This is a genomic window from Ruegeria sp. HKCCD8929, assembly GCF_013031405.1.
Taxonomy (GTDB): Bacteria; Pseudomonadota; Alphaproteobacteria; order Rhodobacterales; family Rhodobacteraceae; genus Ruegeria.
Window position 1 is genome coordinate 22,545 of the sequence record NZ_WPZY01000015.1, and the last position, 20,189, is coordinate 42,733.

Genomic DNA, 20,189 nt, shown 5'->3' on the forward strand with positions numbered 1-20,189 from the left:
TGGCGCCGAACTTGCGGCAGAAGCCCCGGCCATCTTCGACAAGTGGATGCGCCATGGCATAGTGGAGAGCCCTGCATGAGCCGCAAAGCCCGCAACATCCTGTTCATCATGTTCGACCAGTTGCGGTACGACTACCTCAGTTGCGCCGGCCATCCCTACCTGCACACCCCGCATCTGGATGCGCTGGCGGCCAGGGGCGTGCGGTTTTCCCATTGCTATGTCCAGTCACCGATCTGCGGCGCCTCGCGGATGAGTTTCTATACGGGTCGCTACGTGCACAGCCACGGTGCCGCCTGGAACAACTTTCCGCTCAAGGTCGGAGAGGTCACGCTGGGCGATCACCTGCGCGAACGCGGCATGGACAGCTGGCTGATCGGCAAGACCCATATGCGGGTGGATCAGGTCGGAATGGACCGGTTGGGCATTTCTCGCGACGGCATCATCGGCGCGCGGGTTGCCGAATGCGGCTTTGACGTCTTCCTCCGCGATGACGGGTTGTGGGGGGAGGGGCCGGCAGGCTTCTACGACAAGAAACGCTCCCCCTATAACGAATACCTCAAGGGCAAGGGGTACGAGGCGGAAAACCCGTGGCAGCACAATGCCAATGCCGCGCTGGATGAGGATGGCAACGTCGCCTCGGGCTGGTTCATGCGCAACGCCGACAAGCCCGCCGACATTGCCGAAGAGGACAGCGAAACGCCCTGGCTGACCGGTCAGGCGATCGAGTTCATCTCGCAGCAGGATGCCAAGGGGGCGGGGCCGTGGATGTGCCACCTGTCCTACATCAAACCGCACTGGCCCTATATCGTGCCCGCGCCCTATCACGACATGTACGGGGCAAATCAGATCCTGCCGGTGGTGCGGTCCGAGGGCGAGCTGGAGGATACCCATCCGGTCTATGAGCAGTTCATGCAGAACGGGATCGGCCGGACCTTCTCGAAACCCGGGGTGCGCGAAAAGGTCATCCCCGCCTATATGGGTCTGATCAAGCAGGCCGACGACCAGATGGGCCGCCTGTTCCAATGGTTGGAGGAGACCGGGCACATGAAGGACACGATGATCGTCGTGACCTCGGACCATGGCGATTATCTGGGCGATCACTGGCTGGGCGAAAAGGACCTGTTCCACGACCCCTCGGTCAAGGTGCCGCTGATCGTTTATGACCCCTCGGCCGAGGCCGACGCGACGCGCGGCACGGTCTGTGACGCGCTGGTCGAAAGCATTGATCTGGCGGCCACATTCGTCGATCTGGTGGGCGAGGTGCCCGATCACGTGATCGAGGGCCGCACACTGTTGCCGTTTCTTCACGGAGATGCACCGGATAGCTGGCGGGACTATGTGGTCAGCGAATACGACTATTCCGGCACGCCCGCAGCCGCTGCGCTGGACCTCGACCCGCGTGCCGCGCGGCTGTTCATGCTGGCCGACAAGCGGTGGAAATTCGTCCACGCCGATGGCGGTTTCCGCCCGCTGCTGTTCGATTTGGAAAACGACTCGGATGAGCTGAACGATCTGGGGGCAAGCCCCGACCATCAGGACATCGTGGGCATGTTCCGGGACCGCCTGTCACAATGGGCGCGCCGCCCGTCCCAGCGCACCACCGTCGGAAACCAGAACCTGCTGGATATGCGGGGCAGGGGGGCTGAACAGGTGGGCATTTTCGTCGGGGTCTATGACGAGCAGGAGCTGCCCTCTGAGGTGGTCGAGAAAACGGTCACGCGCCGCTGAGGGGTAACAGGGCCTCTGGTCACGGGCTCGCGGCATCCGCGTCACGATTGTGACGTGGACATCAGATTGACACCTCTGCACCCGGCAGACTTTCATAGCTGTGATGGAAAACGGGGCGACCTTCCGGATCTGAGAGTCCCGGCAAAACCGCCCAGCAAGGGAACCTCATGGCAAAGGCTGAGATCACATCCCTCACTGCGGACCATCACGACCAGGTGGTCCGCCTCAGCCTGCGCGCATGGGCGCCGGTATTCGCCAAGACCCAAAACGAAGTGCCGCGTTTCGTCTATGATGCGTTCTATCCGGACGGGTGGGAGGAGAGACAGGTGAGGGAGGTCCGCGCGCTTCTGAACGAGCCGGAAACCGAGTGCTGGGTGGCCCTCGTGAATCATAAACTCGCAGGCTTCGTCGGGCTCAGGCTGCATCCCGAGGACCAGATGGGCGAAATCCATATCGTTGCGGTCGATCCGGACTTTCAGGGTCGGGGGATCGGGCGGCAGTTGATGGATCATGCCGAGGCCATAACCCGAGAAGCCGGGATGCAGATGATCATGGTCGAAACCGTCGGCGACACAGGCCACGCCCCGGCCCGGCGCGCATATGAAGCGTCGGGATACGAACGCTGGCCCGTTGCGCGGTACTTCAAGCGGCTCTGAGACCGGGTAGGGGCGCAACTGCCCATAAAAAAGCCCCGCCAGAGGCTCTCTGACGGGGCGATTTGCGTAGAATGCTCAGGCGTTACTTCTGCGGCAGCGGGCCAATCATCATGATCATCTGACGGCCTTCCATCTTCGGCATGTTTTCGATCTTGCCGATGTCCTTGACGTCCTCGGCCACCCGCTCCAGCAGTTCGCGGCCCAGGTTCTGGTGCGCCATCTCGCGGCCACGGAACCGCAGGGTCACCTTCACCTTGTCGCCGTTTTCAAGGAACTTGAACACGTTGCGCATCTTCACATCGTAATCGTGGGTGTCGGTGTTGGGCCGAAACTTGACCTCTTTCACCTCGATGATCTTCTGCTTCTTGCGCGCCTCGCTTTCGCGTTTCTGCTGTTCGTACTTGTACTTGCCGAAATCCATGATCTTGCAGACCGGCGGATTGGCGTTGGGAGAGATCTCCACAAGGTCCAGACCTGCGTCATCCGCCATCTGCATGGCCTTGGCGGGATGAACCACCCCGACATTTTCTCCATCGGCGCCGATCAGGCGGATTTCTGGGGCACGGATCTTGTCGTTGACGCGCGGGCCGGTGTCGCGTTGCGGCGGCGCGTTGTGGGGTCTGCGGGCTATGGGTTCATTCCTTTGGTGATTGCAGAATTTCGAGGCTGGAAAATAGACCGGGGCGATTGGCGTTTCAACCCGCATCATCCCCGTATTGCAATGATATTTGTGCAAACCTCCGCCGCCGGTCCCGATTCAGCGGGGCGGGCCACGGCGAGAGGCGCCGCCCGGACCCAGATCGCGGCGCAGCCATTCCGGCCAGTCGTCTCTGGACCGGGGCAACCACAGGATTGCGGACCGATTTCGCCTCTGCCTGCGGTTGCGCAGAATTCTGAGAATGGCTCGGATCATGCTGCACCCTTGAAGTTGGTGCAGCAATCATCCGGTGGATTCTAATGTTCATAAATGGAATATGGTGTGTATTGTTGTTCAGAAATGAATGTCAGGGATCTCGATTGGGCCGCGCTGGCGGTGTTCAGGCTCGTCGCCGAACTCGGCACGCTCAGCGCTGCCGCCGAACGGCTGAACATCTCGCAGCCGACGGCGGGCCGCATGATCGCGCGGCTCGAAGCGTCGCTGGGGCTGCGTCTGTTCGATCACGGGCGCCGCGGGTATCAGCTGACCGATGCCGGGCGTGAGCTGCTGGCGCCTGCCGAGGCGCTTCTCGCCAATGTCGAAGGGTTCCGCCGCTTTGCGTCCGGCCTTGCGTCGGCGCCGCAGCACCGGCAGGTGCGGATCGCGCTGGGGGAGTGGATGCTCAGCTATGCCGCGCAGCATATCGGGATGCTCGGCAGCGGTCTGAACGGCCTGTCGCTACAGCTCATGGCCGAGGACCGCTACACGGCATTGCCTTTGGGCGAGGTGGATATCGCGCTGCGCAACCGGGCTCCGACTGAACCCCAACTGGCCGGAGCAAAACTGGGAACCGCCTCGCGCCTGGTCTACGCCTCGGCGGCATATGTGGAGCAGCACATCGAATGCCGCGATCCCGAAACATGGGGCCGTCAGATCTGGGTCGGATATGGCAGCACGCGGCCTGCCTTCGGGGCCACACGCTGGCTGGACCGGGTCCTTCAGGGCAAGCCGCCGCATGTGGTCGTCAACCGGTCCACGGCGCTGTTGGACGTTGCCAGATCCGGGCAGGCGATGGCCATTCTGCCCGGCTGGATCGCCGAGTTCGAACCGCTGTGCCGGTTGTCGGCACAGCCCGAGGCGAGCTCCGAGATGTGGATTGTCCACCGCGCCGATCTCGAAGCCGACCCGGTTCTGCGCAGGATCAGGAACCGCCTGCGCGATCTGTTTGCAGCGCGATTGAGCGAGGCGGCGGCGCGTCTGACGCAGCCACCGTCACGGAGCTAGCCCACAAAGGCCTTTTCGACCACGAATTCCTTGGGCTCGGAATTGGCGCCTTCGCGCAGCCCGAACTCTTCGAGAATGGCCTTTATGTCATGGTTGAAGGCAAGGCTGCCGCAGACCATGGCGCGGTCGGTTTCGGGCGCGATGCCGCCTTCGATGCCCAGATCGGCAAACACGGTGCCGTCTTTCAGCAGCTCGGTGATCCGGCCCATCTTGGGGCTCTCTTCCCGTGTGGTGGTCGGGTAGTAGCGGATCTTGTCGGCAAAGCCTTCGCCAATCAGTTCGGCCAGCAGCTCGTCTTGACGGATGTCCTCGATCAGTTCGCGGCCATAATCCAGCTCGGCCACGTCGCGGCAGGTATGGGTGATGATGACCTCGTCATAATCCTCATAGGTCTGCGGCTCGCGGAGCAGCGAAGCAAAGGGCGCAAAACCTGTGCCGGTGGCAAAGAACCACAGCCGCTTGCCGGGCAGCAGTGCGTCATGGACCAGTGTGCCCACGGGCTTGGGCCGCAGGATGATCTGATCACCGGGCTTGATGTGCTGCAGTTTCGAGGTCAGCGGGCCGTCCTGCACCTTGATCGAATAGAATTCCAGCTCTTCGTCCCAGGCGGGGCTGGCGATGGAATAGGCGCGCAGCAGCGGCTTGCCGTTGTCGCCCAAGAGGCCGATCATCACGAACTCGCCCGAGCGGAAACGCAAGCTGGCCGGCCGCGTCACGCGGAACGAGAACAGCCGGTCGGTCCAGTGCTTCACCTCGGTGACGGTCTGGGCGTCGGGCAGAACGGGGGCCTTAACGGCGGTTGCTTCGGTCACGGATTTCATCTCAGTCATTATGTCAATACCGGTCAGCTAAACCGGCGCCTCTCCATATTCTTTGATATACGTCATGAAAAGGAGAATGTCTCCCCGTTTCATTGGTGTACAAACGGTTCCAGATTTCAGCCGCGCAGGCGGGCCTGATAGTTGTGCGCCTGCCAGTCGGAACGGGCGAGCCATTGGTCCTCGGGCTGACGGGTGGCCAGGGCCTGATCGATCTCGACCTCGTCAAAGCCGCTGCGCCGCGCCATGGCATATTGGTCGGCCAGCACATGACCCTTGGCACGCAGGCGGCCGGTATAACCTTTCAGGCGCAACGTGCGGGCGATGGTAAACCCGCGCCCGTCGGCAAAGGACGGGAAATCCACCCGCACCATTTTCACACCGCCCAGCCGCTCGGCCAGATCGTCGGGGTCGATGTCCGAACCCACGTCCAGTGCCACAACGTCGTTCGCGGCATCGTCCAGGGTGACAAAGCCATCGGTCCAGTCATCGGGTGCAAAGCCCTCGTCAGTCACGATCACATTCATTGCTTCTCTCCAACGCGGACCATCTTGCCATCGACGAAATGGATGCCGCATTCTTCCTTGTTCTCATCGCGCCAGCGTCCGGCACGGGGGTCTTCACCATCCTTCACCGGCGAGGTGCAGGGCGCACAGCCGATCGAAGGATATCCCTTGGCCACCAGCGGATGCCGGGGCAGGCGGTTTTCTTCCATATAGGCGCGCACATCCTCGGGCGCCCAATGGGCCAGCGGGTTGACCTTGATCCGGCCCGTGCCGTCCTCGACCTCGAAGAATTCCATCGCCGCGCGCGTGCCCGACTGGAACCGCTTGCGTCCGGTGATCCAGCCGTCATAGCCCGATAGCGCCCGCTGCAGGGGAATGGTCTTGCGCAGCACACAGCAGGCGTCGGTGTCGCGCAGATGCAGCGCGCCATAAGGATCGTCGCGATCAAGATCCTCGTCGGCCGCACGGATGATCTGCACATTGCGCAGCCCCAGCCGCTCGCTCACCTCCTGCTGATAGACCAGCGTTTCGGTGAACAGCATCTGGGTGTCGATGAACAGCACCGGGGTCGCCTTGTCGATCACCGCCGCCATGTGCAGCAACACCACCGACTCCGCGCCGAAGCTGGACACCAGCGCGATCCGCCCGGCCTCCTCCAGCGCTCCATGCATCACGTCATGGGCGCTGTGGTGGCGGAACCGGGCGTTCAGCGCGGCGACCTTTTCGGTCAGCGCGCTGCGATCCCGGCCCAGCTCGGTCTGAATCTCGTCAAGCGGCATTTGCCTGAGCCTCGGGGTAGAGGGCGGCCTTGAACGGCGCCATGCCCAGACGGCGGTAGGTCTGCAAAAAGGTCTCGTCCGCATCGCTGCGCAGGTCGAGATAGGCGTAGATCAGGCGCTCGATGGCCGGCACGATCTCGTCATACGAGAAACCGGGGCCCGCGCGCTCGCCGATGGCAGCGGTTTCGGTGCCGTCACCGCCCAGCGTGATCTGGTAATTCTCCACGCCCGCACGATCCAGACCCAGAATGCCGATATGACCCACATGGTGATGCCCGCAGGCATTGATGCAGCCCGAGATCTTGATCTTCAGGTGGCCGATATCATGCTCCAGCTTCAGTTCGTCGAACCGGGTCGCGATCTGTTCGGCAACCGGGATCGAACGGGCCGTGGCCAGCGCGCAGTAATCCATACCGGGGCAGGCGATGATGTCGCTGATCAGGCCGATATTCGCGGTGGCCAGGCCATGCTCTTTCAGCTTGGCGTGGATCGCGGGCAGGTCCGCTTTGTGGACATGCGGCAGGATCACGTTCTGCTCATGGCTGATGCGCAGCTCGTCATAGGCAAACTCCTGTGCCAGATCGGCCATCACCTGCATCTGCTCGGCGGTGGCATCGCCCGGCGTATGCCCGTGCTTCTTGATCGAGATCGTAACGATCGCATGATCGGCCTTCTTGTGCGGCGCGATATTGGTGTCGACCCACGACCGGAACACCGGATCGTTGCTGTAGGCACCCTCGAAGGCAGCCACCGAGCCGTCGCGGAATGCGGGCGGCGCAAAATGCCCCTTGATCTCGTCCAGCAGCGCCATGTCGGCGCCCTTGAACTGCGGGCGCACCTTGAGGAAGCGCTCGTTCACCTTGGCGCGGATGGCGTCGATGCCATGCTCGTGCACGGTGATCTTGATGCGCGCCTTGTACTTGTTGTCGCGGCGGCCGATCTGGTTCCAGACCGAAACTGTGGCTTCCAGATAGGCCAGCAGGTCGTCGAAGGCGACGAATTCGGACAGTTCCTTGCCGATCATCGGAGTGCGGCCCAGACCGCCACCGACGATGACGCGGGCGCCCAACACGCCGTCACGCTCGACCAGTTGCAGGCCGATATCATGCGCCTTGATCACGGCGCGGTCGTTTTCACTGCCGGTGATGGCGATCTTGAACTTGCGCGGCATGAACTGGAATTCCGGGTGATCGGTCGACCACTGGCGCAGCAGTTCGGCATAAGGGCGCGGATCAGCGACCTCATCCGCGGCGGCCCCGGCGAAGTGATCGGCAGTCACGTTGCGGATGGTGTTTCCGCTGGTCTGAATGGCGTGCAGCCCAACCTCGGCCAGCGCGTCCAGCATATCCGGCACATCGCGCAGCTTTGGCCAGTTGTACTGGATGTTCTGACGGGTGGTGAAATGGCCGTACCCCTTGTCCCACTTCTCGGCCAGCAATGCGAGCTGCCGCATCTGGTCGCTCGAAAGCGTGCCATAGGGGATCGCAACCCGCAGCATATAGGCGTGCAGTTGCAGATACAGACCGTTCATCAAGCGCAGCGGCTTGAATTCATCCTCGGTCAGCGACCCGTCGATGCGGCGCTCGACCTGGGCGCGGAACTGCGCGTTGCGCTCGGCGAGGAAGGCTTTGTCGAACTCGGAGTAGCGATACATGATTTGCTGTCCTTGTTGCAGCCCCGGATCCGGGGCCTTGATGGGGAGATAGGATCTGTCTCAGACCCGGGGCTGCGGAGAGGATTCCTGTTTGCCGTGGGCATAGTTGGACGGACCAGTCCGGCGGAAATCCTCCCTGAAATGGGTGGGTTCGGGGCCGTGCTCACCGGCCACCGCGTCGGCCAGATAGGCGCCGACGATCTTGGCTGCCTGCCGCTCGGCATCCAGCAGACGCACCTGCGCATGGGCCTCATCGGTGATCAGCTCGGCCTCGGCCAGATCCCGCGACCAGCGGTCATCCTCGGTCAGATAGATCACGTCGCCGTCCAGCAGGTCATTGGCGGTCACGACTTTGGGGGTAAAAGCGCGGGCCATCAGGCAAGCTCCTTGTTGAATTCACTCAGGGCCGTCGCCGCGTCGCGCGGGGCAAGGCCATAAAACATCAGCGCCGGGCCATCCATGCGGGCCTCGGCCAGATCGGCGGGCAGGGTGTCGAGCGTGGTCGCCAGCACTCGCTGTTCGGGGCGCGAAGCGTTCTCGACCAGCGTCACCGGCGTGGCGCGGTCGGCGCCGTGCATGATCAGACGGCCCTGTACGAAGCGGGCGGATTTCTTACCCATGTAAATGGCAGCCACCTCACCCGGACGCGCCAGCGCGGCCCAGTCATGATCGGCAAAGCCCTTCATGTCGTGCCCGGTCAGGAACCGGACCGAGGAGTTGCGTCCCCGTCGCGTCAGGCTCTGCCCGATCCCGGCAACCGCGGCGGACGCGGCGGTAATGCCGGGTACGATGCGCCAGGAGATGCCCGCAGCTTGGACCGCCTCGATTTCTTCATCCAGACGGCCAAAGACAGTGGGATCACCGGATTTCAGCCGCACCACTTGCTTGCCGCCCAAGGCATACTCCACCAGCAGAGCGTCGATATCCGCCTGCTTCCAGGAGGGCCCGAACCCGGCCTTGCCCACATCCATCAGCACAGCGGTCTTGCCCGCCAGCGCCAGCACCGCGTCGCTGATCAGCCGGTCGTGCAACACCACGTCCGCCCGCTCGAACGCACGCAGCGCCTTGAGCGTCAGAAGCTCGGGATCGCCCGGGCCCGCGCCGACAAAGTCGACATGGCCCTTGATCCGGTATGTGTTGGCGTGATGCATCGAATTACGTCTCTGCGGTGCTGTTTGACTTGACCTGCAATATAGGAAATATTCCCGGTTAATCGCCATATGGGCGGATAAATAAGGACATACGTTCCGATTTGACGGATGATCGGAACGCCGGTTTGGAAAGAAGGGAAAATCAGGAATGTCGGTGCGGATAGACGACACGGATCGGAAAATTCTGGCCGAGCTGCAGCGCGACGCCAGCCAGTCGCTGGATGAAATCGCCAGCCGCGTGGGCAGTTCCAAGACGCCGGTCTGGAATCGCATCCGCAAGCTGCGCGGCGCAGGGGTGATAGGTCAGCAGACGGTGCTGCTGGATGCCGAGGCGCTGGGGTTCGAGGCCTGCTTTTTCGTGCTGATCCGAACCTCGGAACACGAGGCGGAATGGCAGAAACGGTTCCTGCAGGCACTGCGTGACCGACCCGAGGTGCAGGAGGCGCACCGGCTGGCTGGAGATATCGATTACATCCTGAAAGTACGGGTAAAAAACGCCCGCGCTTATGACGCTTTCTACCAGGCGCTGATCTCGGAAGTGCGGGTGCATAACGTCACCGCGCTTTTGTCGATGGAAGAGATCAAGTCGACGACCATGCTGCCCCTGTCGGTCTGAGCAGGGGGCGCTGCCCCCATCGCGCTGTGCGCGATTCCCCCGGGATATTTTCAAACAGAAGAAGGATTGAGCGGCGCATCTTCTTCTGTTCACAAATATCCCAGCCGGAGGCATCGCGCATCGCGCGATAGAAGGGATGGGCTCAGCGCTCGGCCATCAGGCGGGTCTGCCCGTGGAAATGATAGCTGTTGGAGTATTCGGGTGGCTCGGTCAGGCGCAGGTTGGGGCAGCGCTCAAACAGGATTGGCAGCGCGATGCGCATTTCCAACCGCGCAAGCGGGGCGCCGACGCAGAAATGCAGCCCGCCGCCGAAGGCCGCATTGGTCTGGATGGGACGCGTGGGATCGAAGGTCTCGGGGTCGGTCCAGATCGCCGGATCGCGGTTTGCCGCGCCGAGCAGCAGTGCCACCTGATCGCCGCGCCGGAAGGTATGGCCAAAGGCCTCGACCTCTTCATAAGCATAGCGGGTAAACATGTGCAGCGGCGGGTCGTGACGGAGGATTTCCTCGACGGTGGTGTCGATCGTCCCGGGCCGTAGGGCGCCTGGCCCGGTGCCGGTTTCAAGCAGGGTTTTCACCCCGTTACCGATGGCATGCACGGTTGCCTCATGCCCCGCGTTCAGAAGCAGGATACAGGTGGCGATCAACTCGTCACTCGACAGGCGCTCGCCTTCTTCCTCCGCCGCGATCAGGCGGGTGATTAAATCGTCGTGCGGATCGCTTCGCCGCTTTTCCACATAATCGCGCAGAAAGGCGGTGAACTCCTGTGCCGCGCGGGCAGCGGCATATTCGGTCTCGCGGGTCCGGCTGGCCTGGTACATCGCGACCATGGCGTGCGACCAGTCCAGCAATTGCGGCGCCATCGCCTCGGGCACGCCCAGCAGGCGGCAAATGGTGATCACCGGCACCTGCGTGCAATAGGCGTCGAGCAGGTCGAACGGACCCTCCGGGAAAGCGTCGATCAACTGGTGGCACAGGGTCTCGATATCTGGCGCCAGCGCCGAGATCGCCCGCGAGGTGAAGGCGCGCAGCACCAGTGCGCGCAGGCGGGTGTGGCGGGGTGGCTCGGCCTCGAGCAGGGAATGCGCTTCGATCGCCAACCACGGGGCGAGATGGGCAGGGCCTTCGGTCGCCATCTCGGGCGGCACCTCGCGGCCAAAGCAGCGGTCGCGGAAGAGGGTGTGCACCGCCTCATGGGTGAAGGCGGCGGGCATGTCGTATTCGTCCCAGAACAGCAGATCGCCCTCGGCCCGGGCGCTCGCGTAGAACGGGTAGGGGTTCTGGACAAAACCGGGCTCGGTCGGGTCTTGGCGCACTCTCTTCATCCGGCGCAGACTTGCCTTGGGCGCCGGTCAATGCAAGACCCTATGTCATGCATCGCGCGTGGATCATATCGGGGTTCCTTCTGGCCGTCGGACTGTTGTCGGCGGCGGTCTGGTCCTACGGCTATCGGCAGGCGCTGGCGCAGTTGCGTCAGCAGGCCGAGGCGGATCTGGAACTGGCCTCGGACCGGCTGAGCACCCAGTTGCAGGTCTATCAGGAGCTGGCGGTGCTGATGGCCGAGCATCCCGGCTTGCTGGGGCTGGACGACCCCACCCGGCGCCCGGCGGCCAAGGCGCTGCTGCTGGAGGTGGCCGACAAGACGGCGGCGCTGGACGTGATCTTTGCCGATACGAAGGGCAAGGTTCTGGCGGCGGCGCAGGGGGTGGCGGGCGGGAATGTCGCGGACAGCGCCGCGTTCGCGCGGGCGATGCAGGGCGCCTTGGGCAGTGAACACGGTATCCTCAAATCGCTCGGCCGCCGCACTTTTTCCTACGCGGCCCCGGCCTTTGGCACGGATGGGCAGGTGCGCGGGGCGCTGATGGTGATCGCCGATGTCGAGGATGTGGAAGAAACCTGGCGCGGGAGTACCCAGGCGGTGTTCTTCACCGACCGGACCGGGCGGGTGTTCATCTCGAACCGCTCAGAACTGCTGTTCTGGACCCGGGCGGGCGATGGGCGGGGTCTGGTGCCGCCAACGGCGCGGCCCACGGATTTCGAAACACAGAGGCTCGGCCCGCATGAGATCTGGCGGCTGGGCTGGGGTCCCTATCTGCCCGCCCGCGCCCTGCATCTCAGCCGCGATCTGCCGGTGATCGGCATGACCGGCGAGGTGTTGATGGATGTGGCTCCGGCCCGGCGGCTAGCAGGCCTGCAGGCGGCGGCGGTGGCGGCGATCTGTCTGGCCTTCGGGGCGATGCTGTACCTCGCCACCGAGCGGCGGCGCACACTGGCCGATGCCAACGCGGTGCTGGAAAGCCGGGTGGCGCAGCGGACCCGGGCGCTCACCGCCGCCAACACCGCGCTGCGCCGCGAGGTGGCCGAGCGGCAGGAGGCCGAGGCGGCACTGAAACGCGCGCAGGCCGAACTGGTGCAGGCGGGCAAGCTCAGCGCGCTGGGGCAGATGTCCGCAGGCATCAGCCACGAACTGAACCAGCCGCTGATGGCGATCCAGCAGTTTGCCGACAACGGCGCGGCCTTCGTGAAACGCGGCAGGGGCGAGAAGGCGGGCGAGAATCTCGGCCGGATCTCGGAAATGGCCGCCCGCATGGCGCGGATCATCAAGAACCTGCGCGCCTTTGCCCGCAATGAAAGCGAGCCCATGGGCAAGGTCGATCTGGTGCAGGTCATCAACACGGCGGTGGAACTGACCGAGGCGCGGTTGCGTGCCGACGGGGTGCTGCTGCACTGGCAGGCGCCGACAGGGCCGGTCTTTGCCTGGGGCGGCGAGGTGCGGCTGGTGCAGGTTTTCGTCAACCTGATCAACAACGCTGCCGACGCGATGCAGGGACAGACGGACAAGCGCATCGAGTTGGAGCTTGCCGCCGGTCCCCGCCTGCAGGTCACGGTACGTGACACCGGGCCAGGGATCGCGGATCCGGACCGCATCTTCGAGCCCTTCTATTCGACCAAGGCCGTCGGCAGTTCCGAGGGGATGGGGCTGGGCCTGTCGATCTCCTACGGTCTGGTGCAGAGCTTTGGCGGTGACATTCGCGGCGCCAATACTGGCGGCGGCGCGGTGTTCACGGTCGAGCTCGATTATTTCAAAGAGGATAAGGTTGCATGATCCGCAAGGTGCTGCTGGTGGATGACGACGCGGCGGTGCGCGAGGCCATGGGCCAGACGCTGGAGCTGGCTGATTACGACGCGATCACCGCGGGCTCGTTCGTGGCGGCCAAGGATCACATCGCGCCGGGCTTTCAGGGCGTCATCGTCTCGGACATCCGCATGCCCGGGCGCGACGGGTTCCACCTGCTGGCCTATGCGCGCGAGATCGACCCGGAACTTCCGGTGATCCTGCTGACCGGCGAGGGCGACATTCCGATGGCGGTCAAGGCCATGGGGCAGGGGGCGTTTGATTTTCTGGAGAAACCCTGTGCCGCCGCCGACCTGCTGGCGGTGCTGGAAAAGGCGCTGAAGACACGGGCGCTGGTGCTGGAAAACCGTGACCTCAAACGGCAGCTGGAACGCGGCGATCCGGCGGCGCGGATGCTGTTTGGCACCTCGGCGCAGGCCGAAGAGCTGCGCAACCGGGTGCGCAGCGTGGCGCCCACCGGGGCCGAGGTGCTGGTCACCGGCCCGGCGGGCAGCGGCATCTCGAAAGTGGCCGAGGTGGTGCACCTGATGTCGCCCGCAGGCCAGGGCCCGTTCGTCAAACGCCCTGCCGCCGGGTTGCAGGCGTCGGAGTTCGCACAGATCTGCACGGACGCCGCCGGGGGGTCGGTGTTTCTGGACGAGGTCTCGGCCATGCCCGAGGCCACCCAATATGCCGCCCTTGAACTGATCGAACAGGGGGCCGGGGTGCGGATCATAGCGGGCACCACTGCCGATCTGTCCGATCTGGCGGCGCGAGGAGTGTTCAACGCCGATCTCTTCTACCGGTTGGACGTGATGCGGGTGCGCATCCCGTCGTTGGCGGAACGGCCCGAGGATATTCCGGTGATTTTCCGCCATTACGTGGCGCAGGCCGCCGAGCAGGCCGGGATCGAGGCGCCCGAGGTGACGCCCGACCATCTGGCGGCCCTCATGGCGCAGGACTGGCCGGGCAATGCACGCTCGCTGATGTCGGCGGCAATGCGATTCGTACTGGGTATGCCCGAGGACGTGGCCCAGGCCGCCGAGCTGGGGCTGGCCGAGCAGTTGGCGCGGGTGGAGCGGTCCTTGCTGATCGCGGCACTCGGGCGACACAACGGCAAGGCCTCGGAGGCCGCCAAGGGTCTGAAACTGCCGCGCAAAACCTTCTACGACAAGCTCGCCCGCTACGGTATCCGGCCCGAGGACTACCGGCGTTAATCAAGTAAGGGGTTCTCCCGCCCCCTGTGCCCGCATCACAGATGCGGACACAGGCGTTGGGCCGGGCAGCCCGCCGGGGCGGGCTGCGGTCGGAACGGGTGAGTCGGGCTGTGATTCGAAATCTGTGCGGAAATCCGCACAAAGCCGCCCGGGCCTGTGCGGGATTTCGCACAGCGCGATTTTCAGCTGACCGTGGAAGCATTAATATTGACGCGTAACAATCTGTAATTACGTTAAAATAAGACAAGCATTCATGCCGCCCAGCAAAACGTTGAGCGGTTCCCACCGATTCGCTTCACTCCCTTCAGCGCGCCACATCGGCGCTGCCAGAGCTACTCTGAGAATTTCGGGAGGGAGAAACACATGAAATTCCTGACAACCGCCGCCACCGCATTGGCGCTGAGCGTCACCGCCACCGCCGGGTTTGCCGCCTGTGACGACGGCGAGATCGTGGTCAAGTTCGCGCATGTGACCAACACCGACAAGCATCCCAAGGGGATCGCCGCCTCGCTGCTGGAACAACGCGTCAACGACGAGATGAACGGCACCATGTGCATGGAGGTCTATCCGAACTCCACGCTCTACAACGACAACAAGGTGCTCGAGGCGATGCTGCAGGGCGACGTGCAGCTGGCCGCGCCGTCGCTGTCCAAGTTCGAAAAGTTCACCAAGCAGTTCCGCCTGTTCGACCTGCCGTTCATGTTCAAGAATATCGACGCCGTGGACGCGTTCCAAGCCTCGGCCGAGGGGCAGGCGATGATGGACAGCATGCAGCGCCGCGGCCTGCAGGGGCTGGCCTTCTGGCACAACGGCATGAAGCAGATGTCGGCCAACAAGCCGCTGGTTGACCCCGCCGACGCCAACGGGCTGAAGTTCCGGGTCCAGTCCAGCGACGTGCTGGTCGCCCAGATGGAAGCCATCGGTGGCTCGCCCCAGAAAATGGCCTTCTCCGAAGTCTACGGCGCACTCCAGCAGGGCGTTGTGGACGGGCAGGAGAACACCTGGTCGAACATCTACGGCAAGAAGTTCTTTGAGGTGCAGGATGGCATCACCGAGACCAACCACGGCATCATCGACTATCTGGTTGTGACCAGCGTTGACTGGCTCGACAGCCTCGATCCGGCGGTGCGCGATCAGTTCACCACCATCCTGAAAGAGGTCACCGACACCCGCAACAAAGAGGCCTTTGCCGTGAACGAGGCCGCCAAGGCGTCGATCACCGAGGCCGGCGGCACCATCCGCGAACTGACACCGGAACAGCGTCAGGCCTGGGTCGACGCGATGAAGCCGGTCTGGGAACAGTTCGCCGGTGACGTGGGTCAGGAAAAGATCGACGCCGCACAGGCCATCAACGCAGGCTTCTGAGCCTGCCCGAAACAGGCGCCCGCGTCCGGGGACTGGGGAGTATTGGACGCGCGCGCCCCGGCGGGCCTAAGATGAGGCCCGCCAATCCCAATCTTCAAAAACATATGGGGACACTGAGATGTCTGGTGCGAAATCCGGCCCGCCCGGAATGATCGACCAGATCGAGGAGACCGTGATCGCGGTGCTCTTGGGTCTGATGACAGCGGTGACATTTGCCAATGTGGTGGCGCGGTTCGCCTTCAACTCGAACATCCTGTGGGCGCTGGAACTGACCGTGTTCATGTTCGCCTGGCTGGTGCTTCTGGGAGCGTCCTATGCGGTCAAGAAACACGCCCATCTGGGTGTGGACGCGATCCTGAACATGCTCGCCCCCGCGCCGCGCCGGGTCCTGGCGCTGATCTCGGTCGGCTGCTGCCTGATCTTCTCGCTGCTGCTCTTGAAAGGCGCCTATGACTACTGGGCCGTCTTCGCCGATCTGCCGCCCACCTCGGGACGTTGGTTCCCGACCGGGCTGGACCTCAAGGCGCGCTCGCAGAGCTTCTATGAGGTGCAGGACGTCCCCATGGTCGGTTGGCTGCGCTGGCTTGAGGGTGCCATCAACTACGGCGAGGCCTATGAAAAATTGCCCAAGGTGGTCCCGTATATCGTGCTGCCCATCTCGATGCTGCTATTGGTGATCCGCTTCGCGCAAACCGCGCTGCAGATCCTGCGGGGCGAGGCCGACCGCCTTGTCGCCAGCCATGAGGTCGAGGACGAACTGGAAGAGGTTCGCGCCCAGCAGGGAGAGCATGACTGATGGAAGTTGTCATTCTCTTTGCCATGGTCATCGGCCTGTTGCTGATCGGCGTGCCCATCGCCGTCTCGCTGGGCCTGAGTTCCACCATCTTCCTGCTGATCTATTCCGACAGCTCGCTGGCCTCGGTCGCAGGTACCCTGTTTGAGGCGTTCGAGGGCCATTTCACCCTGCTGGCGATCCCGTTCTTCATCCTGGCCTCGTCCTTCATGACCACGGGCGGCGTGGCGCGGCGGATCATCCGCTTCTCCATCGCCTGCGTCGGCCACCTGCCGGGCGGTCTGGCCATCGCGGGCGTCTTCGCCTGCATGCTCTTCGCCGCGCTCTCGGGCTCCAGCCCCGCGACCGTCGTCGCCATCGGCTCCATCGTCATCGCGGGCATGCGTCAGGTCGGCTATTCCAAGGAGTTCGCCGCCGGTGTGATCTGTAACGCGGGCACGCTGGGCATCCTGATCCCGCCCTCCATCGTGATGGTGGTCTACGCTGCCGCCGTCGAGGTCTCGGTGGGCCGGATGTTCCTCGCGGGCGTCATTCCGGGCCTGATGGCGGGGCTGATGCTTATGGTCACCATCTACGTCATGGCCAAGGTCAAGAACCTGCCCAAGGGCGACTGGAAAGGCTGGGGCGAGGTCTTCGTCTCGGCGCGCGAGGCCGGTTGGGGCCTGTTCCTGATCGTCATCATCCTGGGCGGCATCTATGGCGGTATCTTCACGCCGACCGAGGCCGCCGCCGTGGCCGCCGTCTACGCCTTCCTGATCGCCAGCTTCGTCTACAAGGACATGGGGCCGCTGAGCACCGATGGCGACGCGCCGAACCTGTCGCTGATGAAGAAACCGGTGGCACTGCTGACCGCGTTCTTCCACGCCGACACCAAACACACGCTGTTCGAGGCGGGCAAACTGACCGTGACGCTGCTGTTCGTCATCGCCAACGCGCTGATCCTCAAGCACGTGCTGACCGACGAGCAGGTGCCCCAGCACATCGCCTCGGCCATGCTCTCAGCCGGGTTCGGTCCGGTCATGTTCCTGGTGGTCGTGAACGTGATCCTGTTGATCGGCGGCCAGTTCATGGAGCCCTCGGGCCTTCTGGTCATCGTCGCACCGCTCGTCTTCCCGATTGCCATCGAACTGGGCATAGACCCGATCCATCTGGGCATCATCATGGTGGTCAACATGGAGATCGGCATGATCACCCCGCCGGTCGGCCTGAACCTGTTCGTCACCTCCGGCGTAGCAGGCATGCCGATGATGAGCGTGGTGCGCGCCGCACTACCGTTCCTCGCGGTGCTCTTCGTCTTCCTGATCATGGTGACCTACATCCCGTGGCTCTCCACCATCCTGCCCAACACCTTCATGGGGCCGGAGATCGTGACGAAATAGACCGGGCCCACCTGACCCTCTTACGCGGGCGCCCTCGGGCGCCCGTTTTCTTTCAAATACACCGGATCAGCGGGACCTCCGGGCATCGGTCGAGCTAAGTTTCCGCCATTGCAGGGCAGGAGGAACCAAAATGATGACCGACACGGACCGGCGCCTGTTGCGCGTCGCGTATGACGAGGCGAAGGCCGGGTTTGACGAGGGCGGCTGCCCCATCGGATCGGTGCTGGCGCGCGGCGGACAGGTGGTGGCGCAGGGCCGCAACCAGCGGGTGCAGCAGGGCGATCCCATCGCGCATGGCGAAATGGATGCGCTCCGCAAGGCCGGGCGGCAAAAGACCTACCGCGACACCGTTCTCTATACCTCGCTGTCGCCCTGTATGATGTGCTCGGGCACCATCATCCAGTTCGGCATTCCCCGCTTGGTGATCGGCGATACACAGAATTTCGGCGGCAACGAGGAGTTCCTGCGCTCGAAAGGCGTTGAGGTTGTCATCGCCGAAGACCCCGACTGCATCGCGCTGATGCGGCGGTTCATCGAGGAAAAGCCTGAGCTTTGGGCCGAAGACATCGCGGAGTGAGGGCGCCTTGAACTACCACTAGCGTCAACTGCCCGCACGAACCGCGCGATACCCGCAACTGGTGCGGGAGGGTGGGCCCTTTGCAAACCGCACCGTCTCGATCCCGTCAAAGCCCTGCGCGTCAAGCGCTGCGATCACCTCTTCGGGGTGATAAGCCTTGTGCCCCCAGCGCCAGCGCAGCAAGGCGGTGCACCAATGCGGCTTGCTGATGGCCAGCAGCAGACTGCCACCGGGGCGGAGCGCCTGCCACAGCCGCCGCAGGTTCAGCCCAAGGTCACCGGCATGTTCCAGAACATGGGCGCAGAGGATGGTGTCGAAGGACCCCAGATCGGGCAGGCGGGTCAGATCGCCCTGCACAAATGTCAGCCGATCTCCGACCAACCGCTCTCGCGCCCGGTCCAGCATGTCCGGCGACGGGTCGAGCAGGGTCAGGTCAGCCGCGTCCCCGGCCATCTCCTGATAGGCCTCGGCCAGCGCGCCGGTACCGCAACCGGCATCCAGTACCCGACGCGGCGCAGCGGGGCGTCGCCGCAGGTCCAGCTCTGCCAGCATGGCATAGGCTTCGGGGTAACCGAGATTGGTGATCGAACGATGCCAGCGCCCCGCATGGCGGGCATAGAGCCGCTGCAAACCAGGGGAAAGAGTGGCGCTGGTCATGGTCCGTTCCGATATCGTCAAGCGCCTTGACTATATGCCGGATCACGCCTGCGCGTCCAGCAACGATTTCAGCCCGGACCGCAGCGCGTCGAAGCCCGCATTGCCCATGCGCGCGCGCAATTCCTCCTCGATCTCTGCCTTGATCCGGGTGCCATCCGCCTGAAAGGCAAGGCCCCGTTCGGACAGAACCACCCGTTTCTGCCGCGCATCCCGCTTGTCAGGAACCCGCGCCACCACGCCCTCGGCCTCAAGCGTGTCCACCATCTGTTGAATCGCCTGCTTGCTGTGCCCGGTGCGGCGGGACAGCTCGGACTGGTTCAGGCCGGACGGGCCGATATACTGCATCAGCCGCCCGCGCGCCTCGCCATACCAGCCATACCCCAGCGCCACCATCCGCGCGCGGAACATCCCCTTCCACAGCTCCGCCGCCCGCGCCAGATCCCAGCCGATATGGTCGGGCCAATCAGGCGCGCCGGTCACGAGCTCAGGCGCTTTCCAGCGCCGCGATGATGGGCGAGAAATCATCCGCCTTCAGGCTGGCGCCGCCCACCAGCGCCCCGTCCACATTGGGCACGCCAAAGATGTCGGCGGCATTGCCGGGCTTGACCGACCCACCATAAAGCAACCGCACCGACCGGCCCACGCCCTCGCCAAAACGCCGCTCCAAACGAGCGCGGATGAAGTCATGCACCTCACCGATCTGCTCCAGCGTCGGCACCTTGCCGGTGCCGATGGCCCAGATCGGCTCATAAGCCACCACCAGATTTTCACCGGTGCACTGGTCGGGAATCGAGCCCGACATCTGCCCCGCGATGATATCGAGCGTATTGGCCGCCTCGCGCTGCTCCAGACTTTCGCCCACACAGATCACCGCGATCAGCCCGGCCTCCATCGCCGCGCGGGCCTTGGCGCGGACATCGTCATTGCGCTCGTCATGATCCTCGCGCCGCTCGGAATGGCCCAGGATCACCGCCGTCGCCCCCGCATCGCGCAGCATCCCGGCGCTGAGATCACCGGTATGCGCGCCCGAGGCGTTGGCGTGGCAATCCTGACCGCCCACCGCAATCGCGTCTCCGGCCACCTCAGCCGCGCGGTGCAGCAGCGTGGCGGGCGGGCAGATCAGGATATCGACACCGGGGGCGGGGTGGGCCGCCGCCAGTGCCTCAAGCTCGGCCAGCGCCGCGCCGGTTCCGTTCATCTTCCAATTGCCAGCCGCCAGTTTCCGCCGCATCCGCCTCATCCCATATCCGATTGTTTG

21 protein-coding genes are annotated in these 20,189 nt (G+C 63.9%); 10 read left to right on the forward strand and 11 right to left on the reverse strand.

Annotation, left to right across the window (positions count from 1 at the left end):
- Positions 1-75: 75 nt before the first annotated feature.
- Positions 76-1,728, forward strand: coding sequence for a sulfatase-like hydrolase/transferase (locus GOX53_RS19540; RefSeq protein ID WP_171179326.1), 1,653 nt, complete (start codon positions 76-78; stop codon positions 1,726-1,728).
- 167 nt (positions 1,729-1,895) lie between these two features.
- Complete coding sequence (locus GOX53_RS19545) at positions 1,896-2,384, forward strand: GNAT family N-acetyltransferase (RefSeq protein ID WP_171179328.1); 489 nt, start codon at positions 1,896-1,898, stop codon at positions 2,382-2,384.
- A gap of 82 nt (positions 2,385-2,466) precedes the next feature.
- On the opposite strand, the gene infC is transcribed toward GOX53_RS19545, so the two are convergent.
- The gene (gene infC, locus GOX53_RS19550) at positions 2,467-3,015 is read right to left on the reverse strand and encodes a translation initiation factor IF-3 (protein ID WP_171179491.1); all 549 of its coding nucleotides are present in this window, start codon (positions 3,013-3,015) and stop codon (positions 2,467-2,469) included.
- Between the two features lie 366 nt (positions 3,016-3,381).
- Here infC and GOX53_RS19555 point away from each other — a divergent pair, with 366 nt between their 5' ends.
- Entirely contained in the window at positions 3,382-4,305 is a 924-nt protein-coding gene (locus GOX53_RS19555; protein WP_171179330.1) for a LysR family transcriptional regulator, read from the forward strand.
- Here the strand turns inward: GOX53_RS19555 and GOX53_RS19560 are convergent.
- The 6 genes from GOX53_RS19560 to cobA all read right to left on the reverse strand — a co-directional run bounded on the left by GOX53_RS19560 (position 4,302) and on the right by cobA (position 9,213).
- Complete coding sequence (locus tag GOX53_RS19560; RefSeq protein WP_171179333.1) at positions 4,302-5,135, reverse strand: ferredoxin--NADP reductase; 834 nt, start codon at positions 5,133-5,135, stop codon at positions 4,302-4,304. The two genes, GOX53_RS19555 and GOX53_RS19560, sit on opposite strands and share 4 nt — an antisense overlap.
- A 107-nt stretch (positions 5,136-5,242) precedes the next feature.
- Positions 5,243-5,650, reverse strand: coding sequence for a DUF934 domain-containing protein (locus GOX53_RS19565; protein WP_171179335.1), 408 nt, complete (start codon positions 5,648-5,650; stop codon positions 5,243-5,245).
- Positions 5,647-6,408, reverse strand: coding sequence for a phosphoadenylyl-sulfate reductase (locus GOX53_RS19570; protein WP_171179337.1), 762 nt, complete (start codon positions 6,406-6,408; stop codon positions 5,647-5,649). The genes GOX53_RS19565 and GOX53_RS19570 overlap by 4 nt, the downstream gene beginning before the upstream one ends.
- Positions 6,398-8,062 (reverse strand): nitrite/sulfite reductase, encoded by a 1,665-nt coding sequence (locus GOX53_RS19575; protein WP_171179339.1) that lies wholly within the window; start codon positions 8,060-8,062, stop codon positions 6,398-6,400. The genes GOX53_RS19570 and GOX53_RS19575 overlap by 11 nt, the downstream gene beginning before the upstream one ends.
- Before the next feature lie 60 nt (positions 8,063-8,122).
- On the reverse strand, positions 8,123-8,437 hold the full coding sequence (locus tag GOX53_RS19580; protein WP_171179341.1) for a DUF2849 domain-containing protein: 315 nt from the start codon (positions 8,435-8,437) through the stop codon (positions 8,123-8,125).
- A complete protein-coding gene (gene cobA, locus GOX53_RS19585) occupies positions 8,437-9,213 on the reverse strand; it encodes a uroporphyrinogen-III C-methyltransferase (protein WP_171179342.1) in 777 nt (258 codons plus the stop codon). The genes GOX53_RS19580 and cobA overlap by 1 nt, the downstream gene beginning before the upstream one ends.
- A 148-nt stretch (positions 9,214-9,361) precedes the next feature.
- Here cobA and GOX53_RS19590 point away from each other — a divergent pair, with 148 nt between their 5' ends.
- Positions 9,362-9,829, forward strand: a complete 468-nt coding sequence (locus GOX53_RS19590) for an Lrp/AsnC family transcriptional regulator (RefSeq protein WP_171179344.1) — start codon at positions 9,362-9,364, stop codon at positions 9,827-9,829.
- 142 nt (positions 9,830-9,971) lie between these two features.
- Here the strand turns inward: GOX53_RS19590 and GOX53_RS19595 are convergent, their stop codons facing one another.
- The gene (locus GOX53_RS19595) at positions 9,972-11,153 is read right to left on the reverse strand and encodes a cytochrome P450 (protein WP_171179346.1); all 1,182 of its coding nucleotides are present in this window, start codon (positions 11,151-11,153) and stop codon (positions 9,972-9,974) included.
- A gap of 47 nt (positions 11,154-11,200) precedes the next feature.
- Here GOX53_RS19595 and GOX53_RS19600 point away from each other — a divergent pair, with 47 nt between their 5' ends.
- The 6 genes from GOX53_RS19600 (at position 11,201) to GOX53_RS19625 (ending at position 18,274) form a co-directional block, all read left to right on the forward strand.
- On the forward strand, positions 11,201-12,934 hold the full coding sequence (locus GOX53_RS19600) for an ATP-binding protein (RefSeq protein ID WP_171179348.1): 1,734 nt from the start codon (positions 11,201-11,203) through the stop codon (positions 12,932-12,934).
- Positions 12,931-14,160, forward strand: coding sequence for a sigma-54 dependent transcriptional regulator (locus GOX53_RS19605; protein WP_171179350.1), 1,230 nt, complete (start codon positions 12,931-12,933; stop codon positions 14,158-14,160). The genes GOX53_RS19600 and GOX53_RS19605 overlap by 4 nt, the downstream gene beginning before the upstream one ends.
- A 363-nt stretch (positions 14,161-14,523) precedes the next feature.
- Positions 14,524-15,525 (forward strand): DctP family TRAP transporter solute-binding subunit, encoded by a 1,002-nt coding sequence (locus tag GOX53_RS19610; protein WP_171179352.1) that lies wholly within the window; start codon positions 14,524-14,526, stop codon positions 15,523-15,525.
- A gap of 118 nt (positions 15,526-15,643) precedes the next feature.
- A complete protein-coding gene (locus GOX53_RS19615; RefSeq protein WP_171179354.1) occupies positions 15,644-16,321 on the forward strand; it encodes a TRAP transporter small permease in 678 nt (225 codons plus the stop codon).
- Positions 16,321-17,697, forward strand: a complete 1,377-nt coding sequence (locus GOX53_RS19620) for a TRAP transporter large permease (protein WP_171179356.1) — start codon at positions 16,321-16,323, stop codon at positions 17,695-17,697. Before GOX53_RS19615 ends, GOX53_RS19620 begins: the two co-directional genes overlap by 1 nt.
- A 130-nt stretch (positions 17,698-17,827) precedes the next feature.
- Complete coding sequence (locus GOX53_RS19625) at positions 17,828-18,274, forward strand: nucleoside deaminase (RefSeq protein WP_217351851.1); 447 nt, start codon at positions 17,828-17,830, stop codon at positions 18,272-18,274.
- A gap of 24 nt (positions 18,275-18,298) precedes the next feature.
- On the opposite strand, the gene GOX53_RS19630 is transcribed toward GOX53_RS19625, so the two are convergent.
- From GOX53_RS19630 to tpiA, 3 genes are read right to left on the reverse strand one after another with little or no spacing between them, the layout of a single operon-like run.
- Positions 18,299-18,931, reverse strand: coding sequence for a bifunctional 2-polyprenyl-6-hydroxyphenol methylase/3-demethylubiquinol 3-O-methyltransferase UbiG (locus GOX53_RS19630; RefSeq protein ID WP_171179357.1), 633 nt, complete (start codon positions 18,929-18,931; stop codon positions 18,299-18,301).
- Positions 18,932-18,973: 42 nt separating this feature from the next.
- A complete protein-coding gene (locus GOX53_RS19635; RefSeq protein ID WP_171179359.1) occupies positions 18,974-19,411 on the reverse strand; it encodes a MarR family transcriptional regulator in 438 nt (145 codons plus the stop codon).
- A gap of 4 nt (positions 19,412-19,415) precedes the next feature.
- Entirely contained in the window at positions 19,416-20,162 is a 747-nt protein-coding gene (gene tpiA / locus GOX53_RS19640) for a triose-phosphate isomerase (protein ID WP_171179361.1), read from the reverse strand.
- Between the last annotated feature and the right edge of the window lie 27 nt (positions 20,163-20,189).

What these genes read in the sequence shown, in the direction of transcription:
- tpiA (WP_171179361.1), bottom strand. Translation starts at nt 20,162, where the DNA reads ATGCGGCGGAAACTGGCGGCTGGCAATTGGAAGATGAACGGAACCGGC.
- GOX53_RS19575 (WP_171179339.1), bottom strand. Translation starts at nt 8,062, where the DNA reads ATGTATCGCTACTCCGAGTTCGACAAAGCCTTCCTCGCCGAGCGCAAC.
- GOX53_RS19565 (WP_171179335.1), bottom strand. Translation starts at nt 5,650, where the DNA reads ATGAATGTGATCGTGACTGACGAGGGCTTTGCACCCGATGACTGGACC.
- GOX53_RS19555 (WP_171179330.1), top strand. Translation starts at nt 3,382, where the DNA reads ATGAATGTCAGGGATCTCGATTGGGCCGCGCTGGCGGTGTTCAGGCTC.
- GOX53_RS19595 (WP_171179346.1), bottom strand. Translation starts at nt 11,153, where the DNA reads ATGAAGAGAGTGCGCCAAGACCCGACCGAGCCCGGTTTTGTCCAGAAC.
- GOX53_RS19570 (WP_171179337.1), bottom strand. Translation starts at nt 6,408, where the DNA reads ATGCCGCTTGACGAGATTCAGACCGAGCTGGGCCGGGATCGCAGCGCG.
- GOX53_RS19615 (WP_171179354.1), top strand. Translation starts at nt 15,644, where the DNA reads ATGTCTGGTGCGAAATCCGGCCCGCCCGGAATGATCGACCAGATCGAG.
- GOX53_RS19540 (WP_171179326.1), top strand. Translation starts at nt 76, where the DNA reads ATGAGCCGCAAAGCCCGCAACATCCTGTTCATCATGTTCGACCAGTTG.
- GOX53_RS19590 (WP_171179344.1), top strand. Translation starts at nt 9,362, where the DNA reads ATGTCGGTGCGGATAGACGACACGGATCGGAAAATTCTGGCCGAGCTG.
- GOX53_RS19560 (WP_171179333.1), bottom strand. Translation starts at nt 5,135, where the DNA reads ATGACTGAGATGAAATCCGTGACCGAAGCAACCGCCGTTAAGGCCCCC.
- cobA (WP_171179342.1), bottom strand. Translation starts at nt 9,213, where the DNA reads ATGCATCACGCCAACACATACCGGATCAAGGGCCATGTCGACTTTGTC.
- GOX53_RS19625 (WP_217351851.1), top strand. Translation starts at nt 17,828, where the DNA reads ATGATGACCGACACGGACCGGCGCCTGTTGCGCGTCGCGTATGACGAG.
- GOX53_RS19630 (WP_171179357.1), bottom strand. Translation starts at nt 18,931, where the DNA reads ATGACCAGCGCCACTCTTTCCCCTGGTTTGCAGCGGCTCTATGCCCGC.
- GOX53_RS19605 (WP_171179350.1), top strand. Translation starts at nt 12,931, where the DNA reads ATGATCCGCAAGGTGCTGCTGGTGGATGACGACGCGGCGGTGCGCGAG.
- GOX53_RS19620 (WP_171179356.1), top strand. Translation starts at nt 16,321, where the DNA reads ATGGAAGTTGTCATTCTCTTTGCCATGGTCATCGGCCTGTTGCTGATC.
- GOX53_RS19600 (WP_171179348.1), top strand. Translation starts at nt 11,201, where the DNA reads ATGCATCGCGCGTGGATCATATCGGGGTTCCTTCTGGCCGTCGGACTG.
- GOX53_RS19545 (WP_171179328.1), top strand. Translation starts at nt 1,896, where the DNA reads ATGGCAAAGGCTGAGATCACATCCCTCACTGCGGACCATCACGACCAG.
- GOX53_RS19580 (WP_171179341.1), bottom strand. Translation starts at nt 8,437, where the DNA reads ATGGCCCGCGCTTTTACCCCCAAAGTCGTGACCGCCAATGACCTGCTG.
- GOX53_RS19610 (WP_171179352.1), top strand. Translation starts at nt 14,524, where the DNA reads ATGAAATTCCTGACAACCGCCGCCACCGCATTGGCGCTGAGCGTCACC.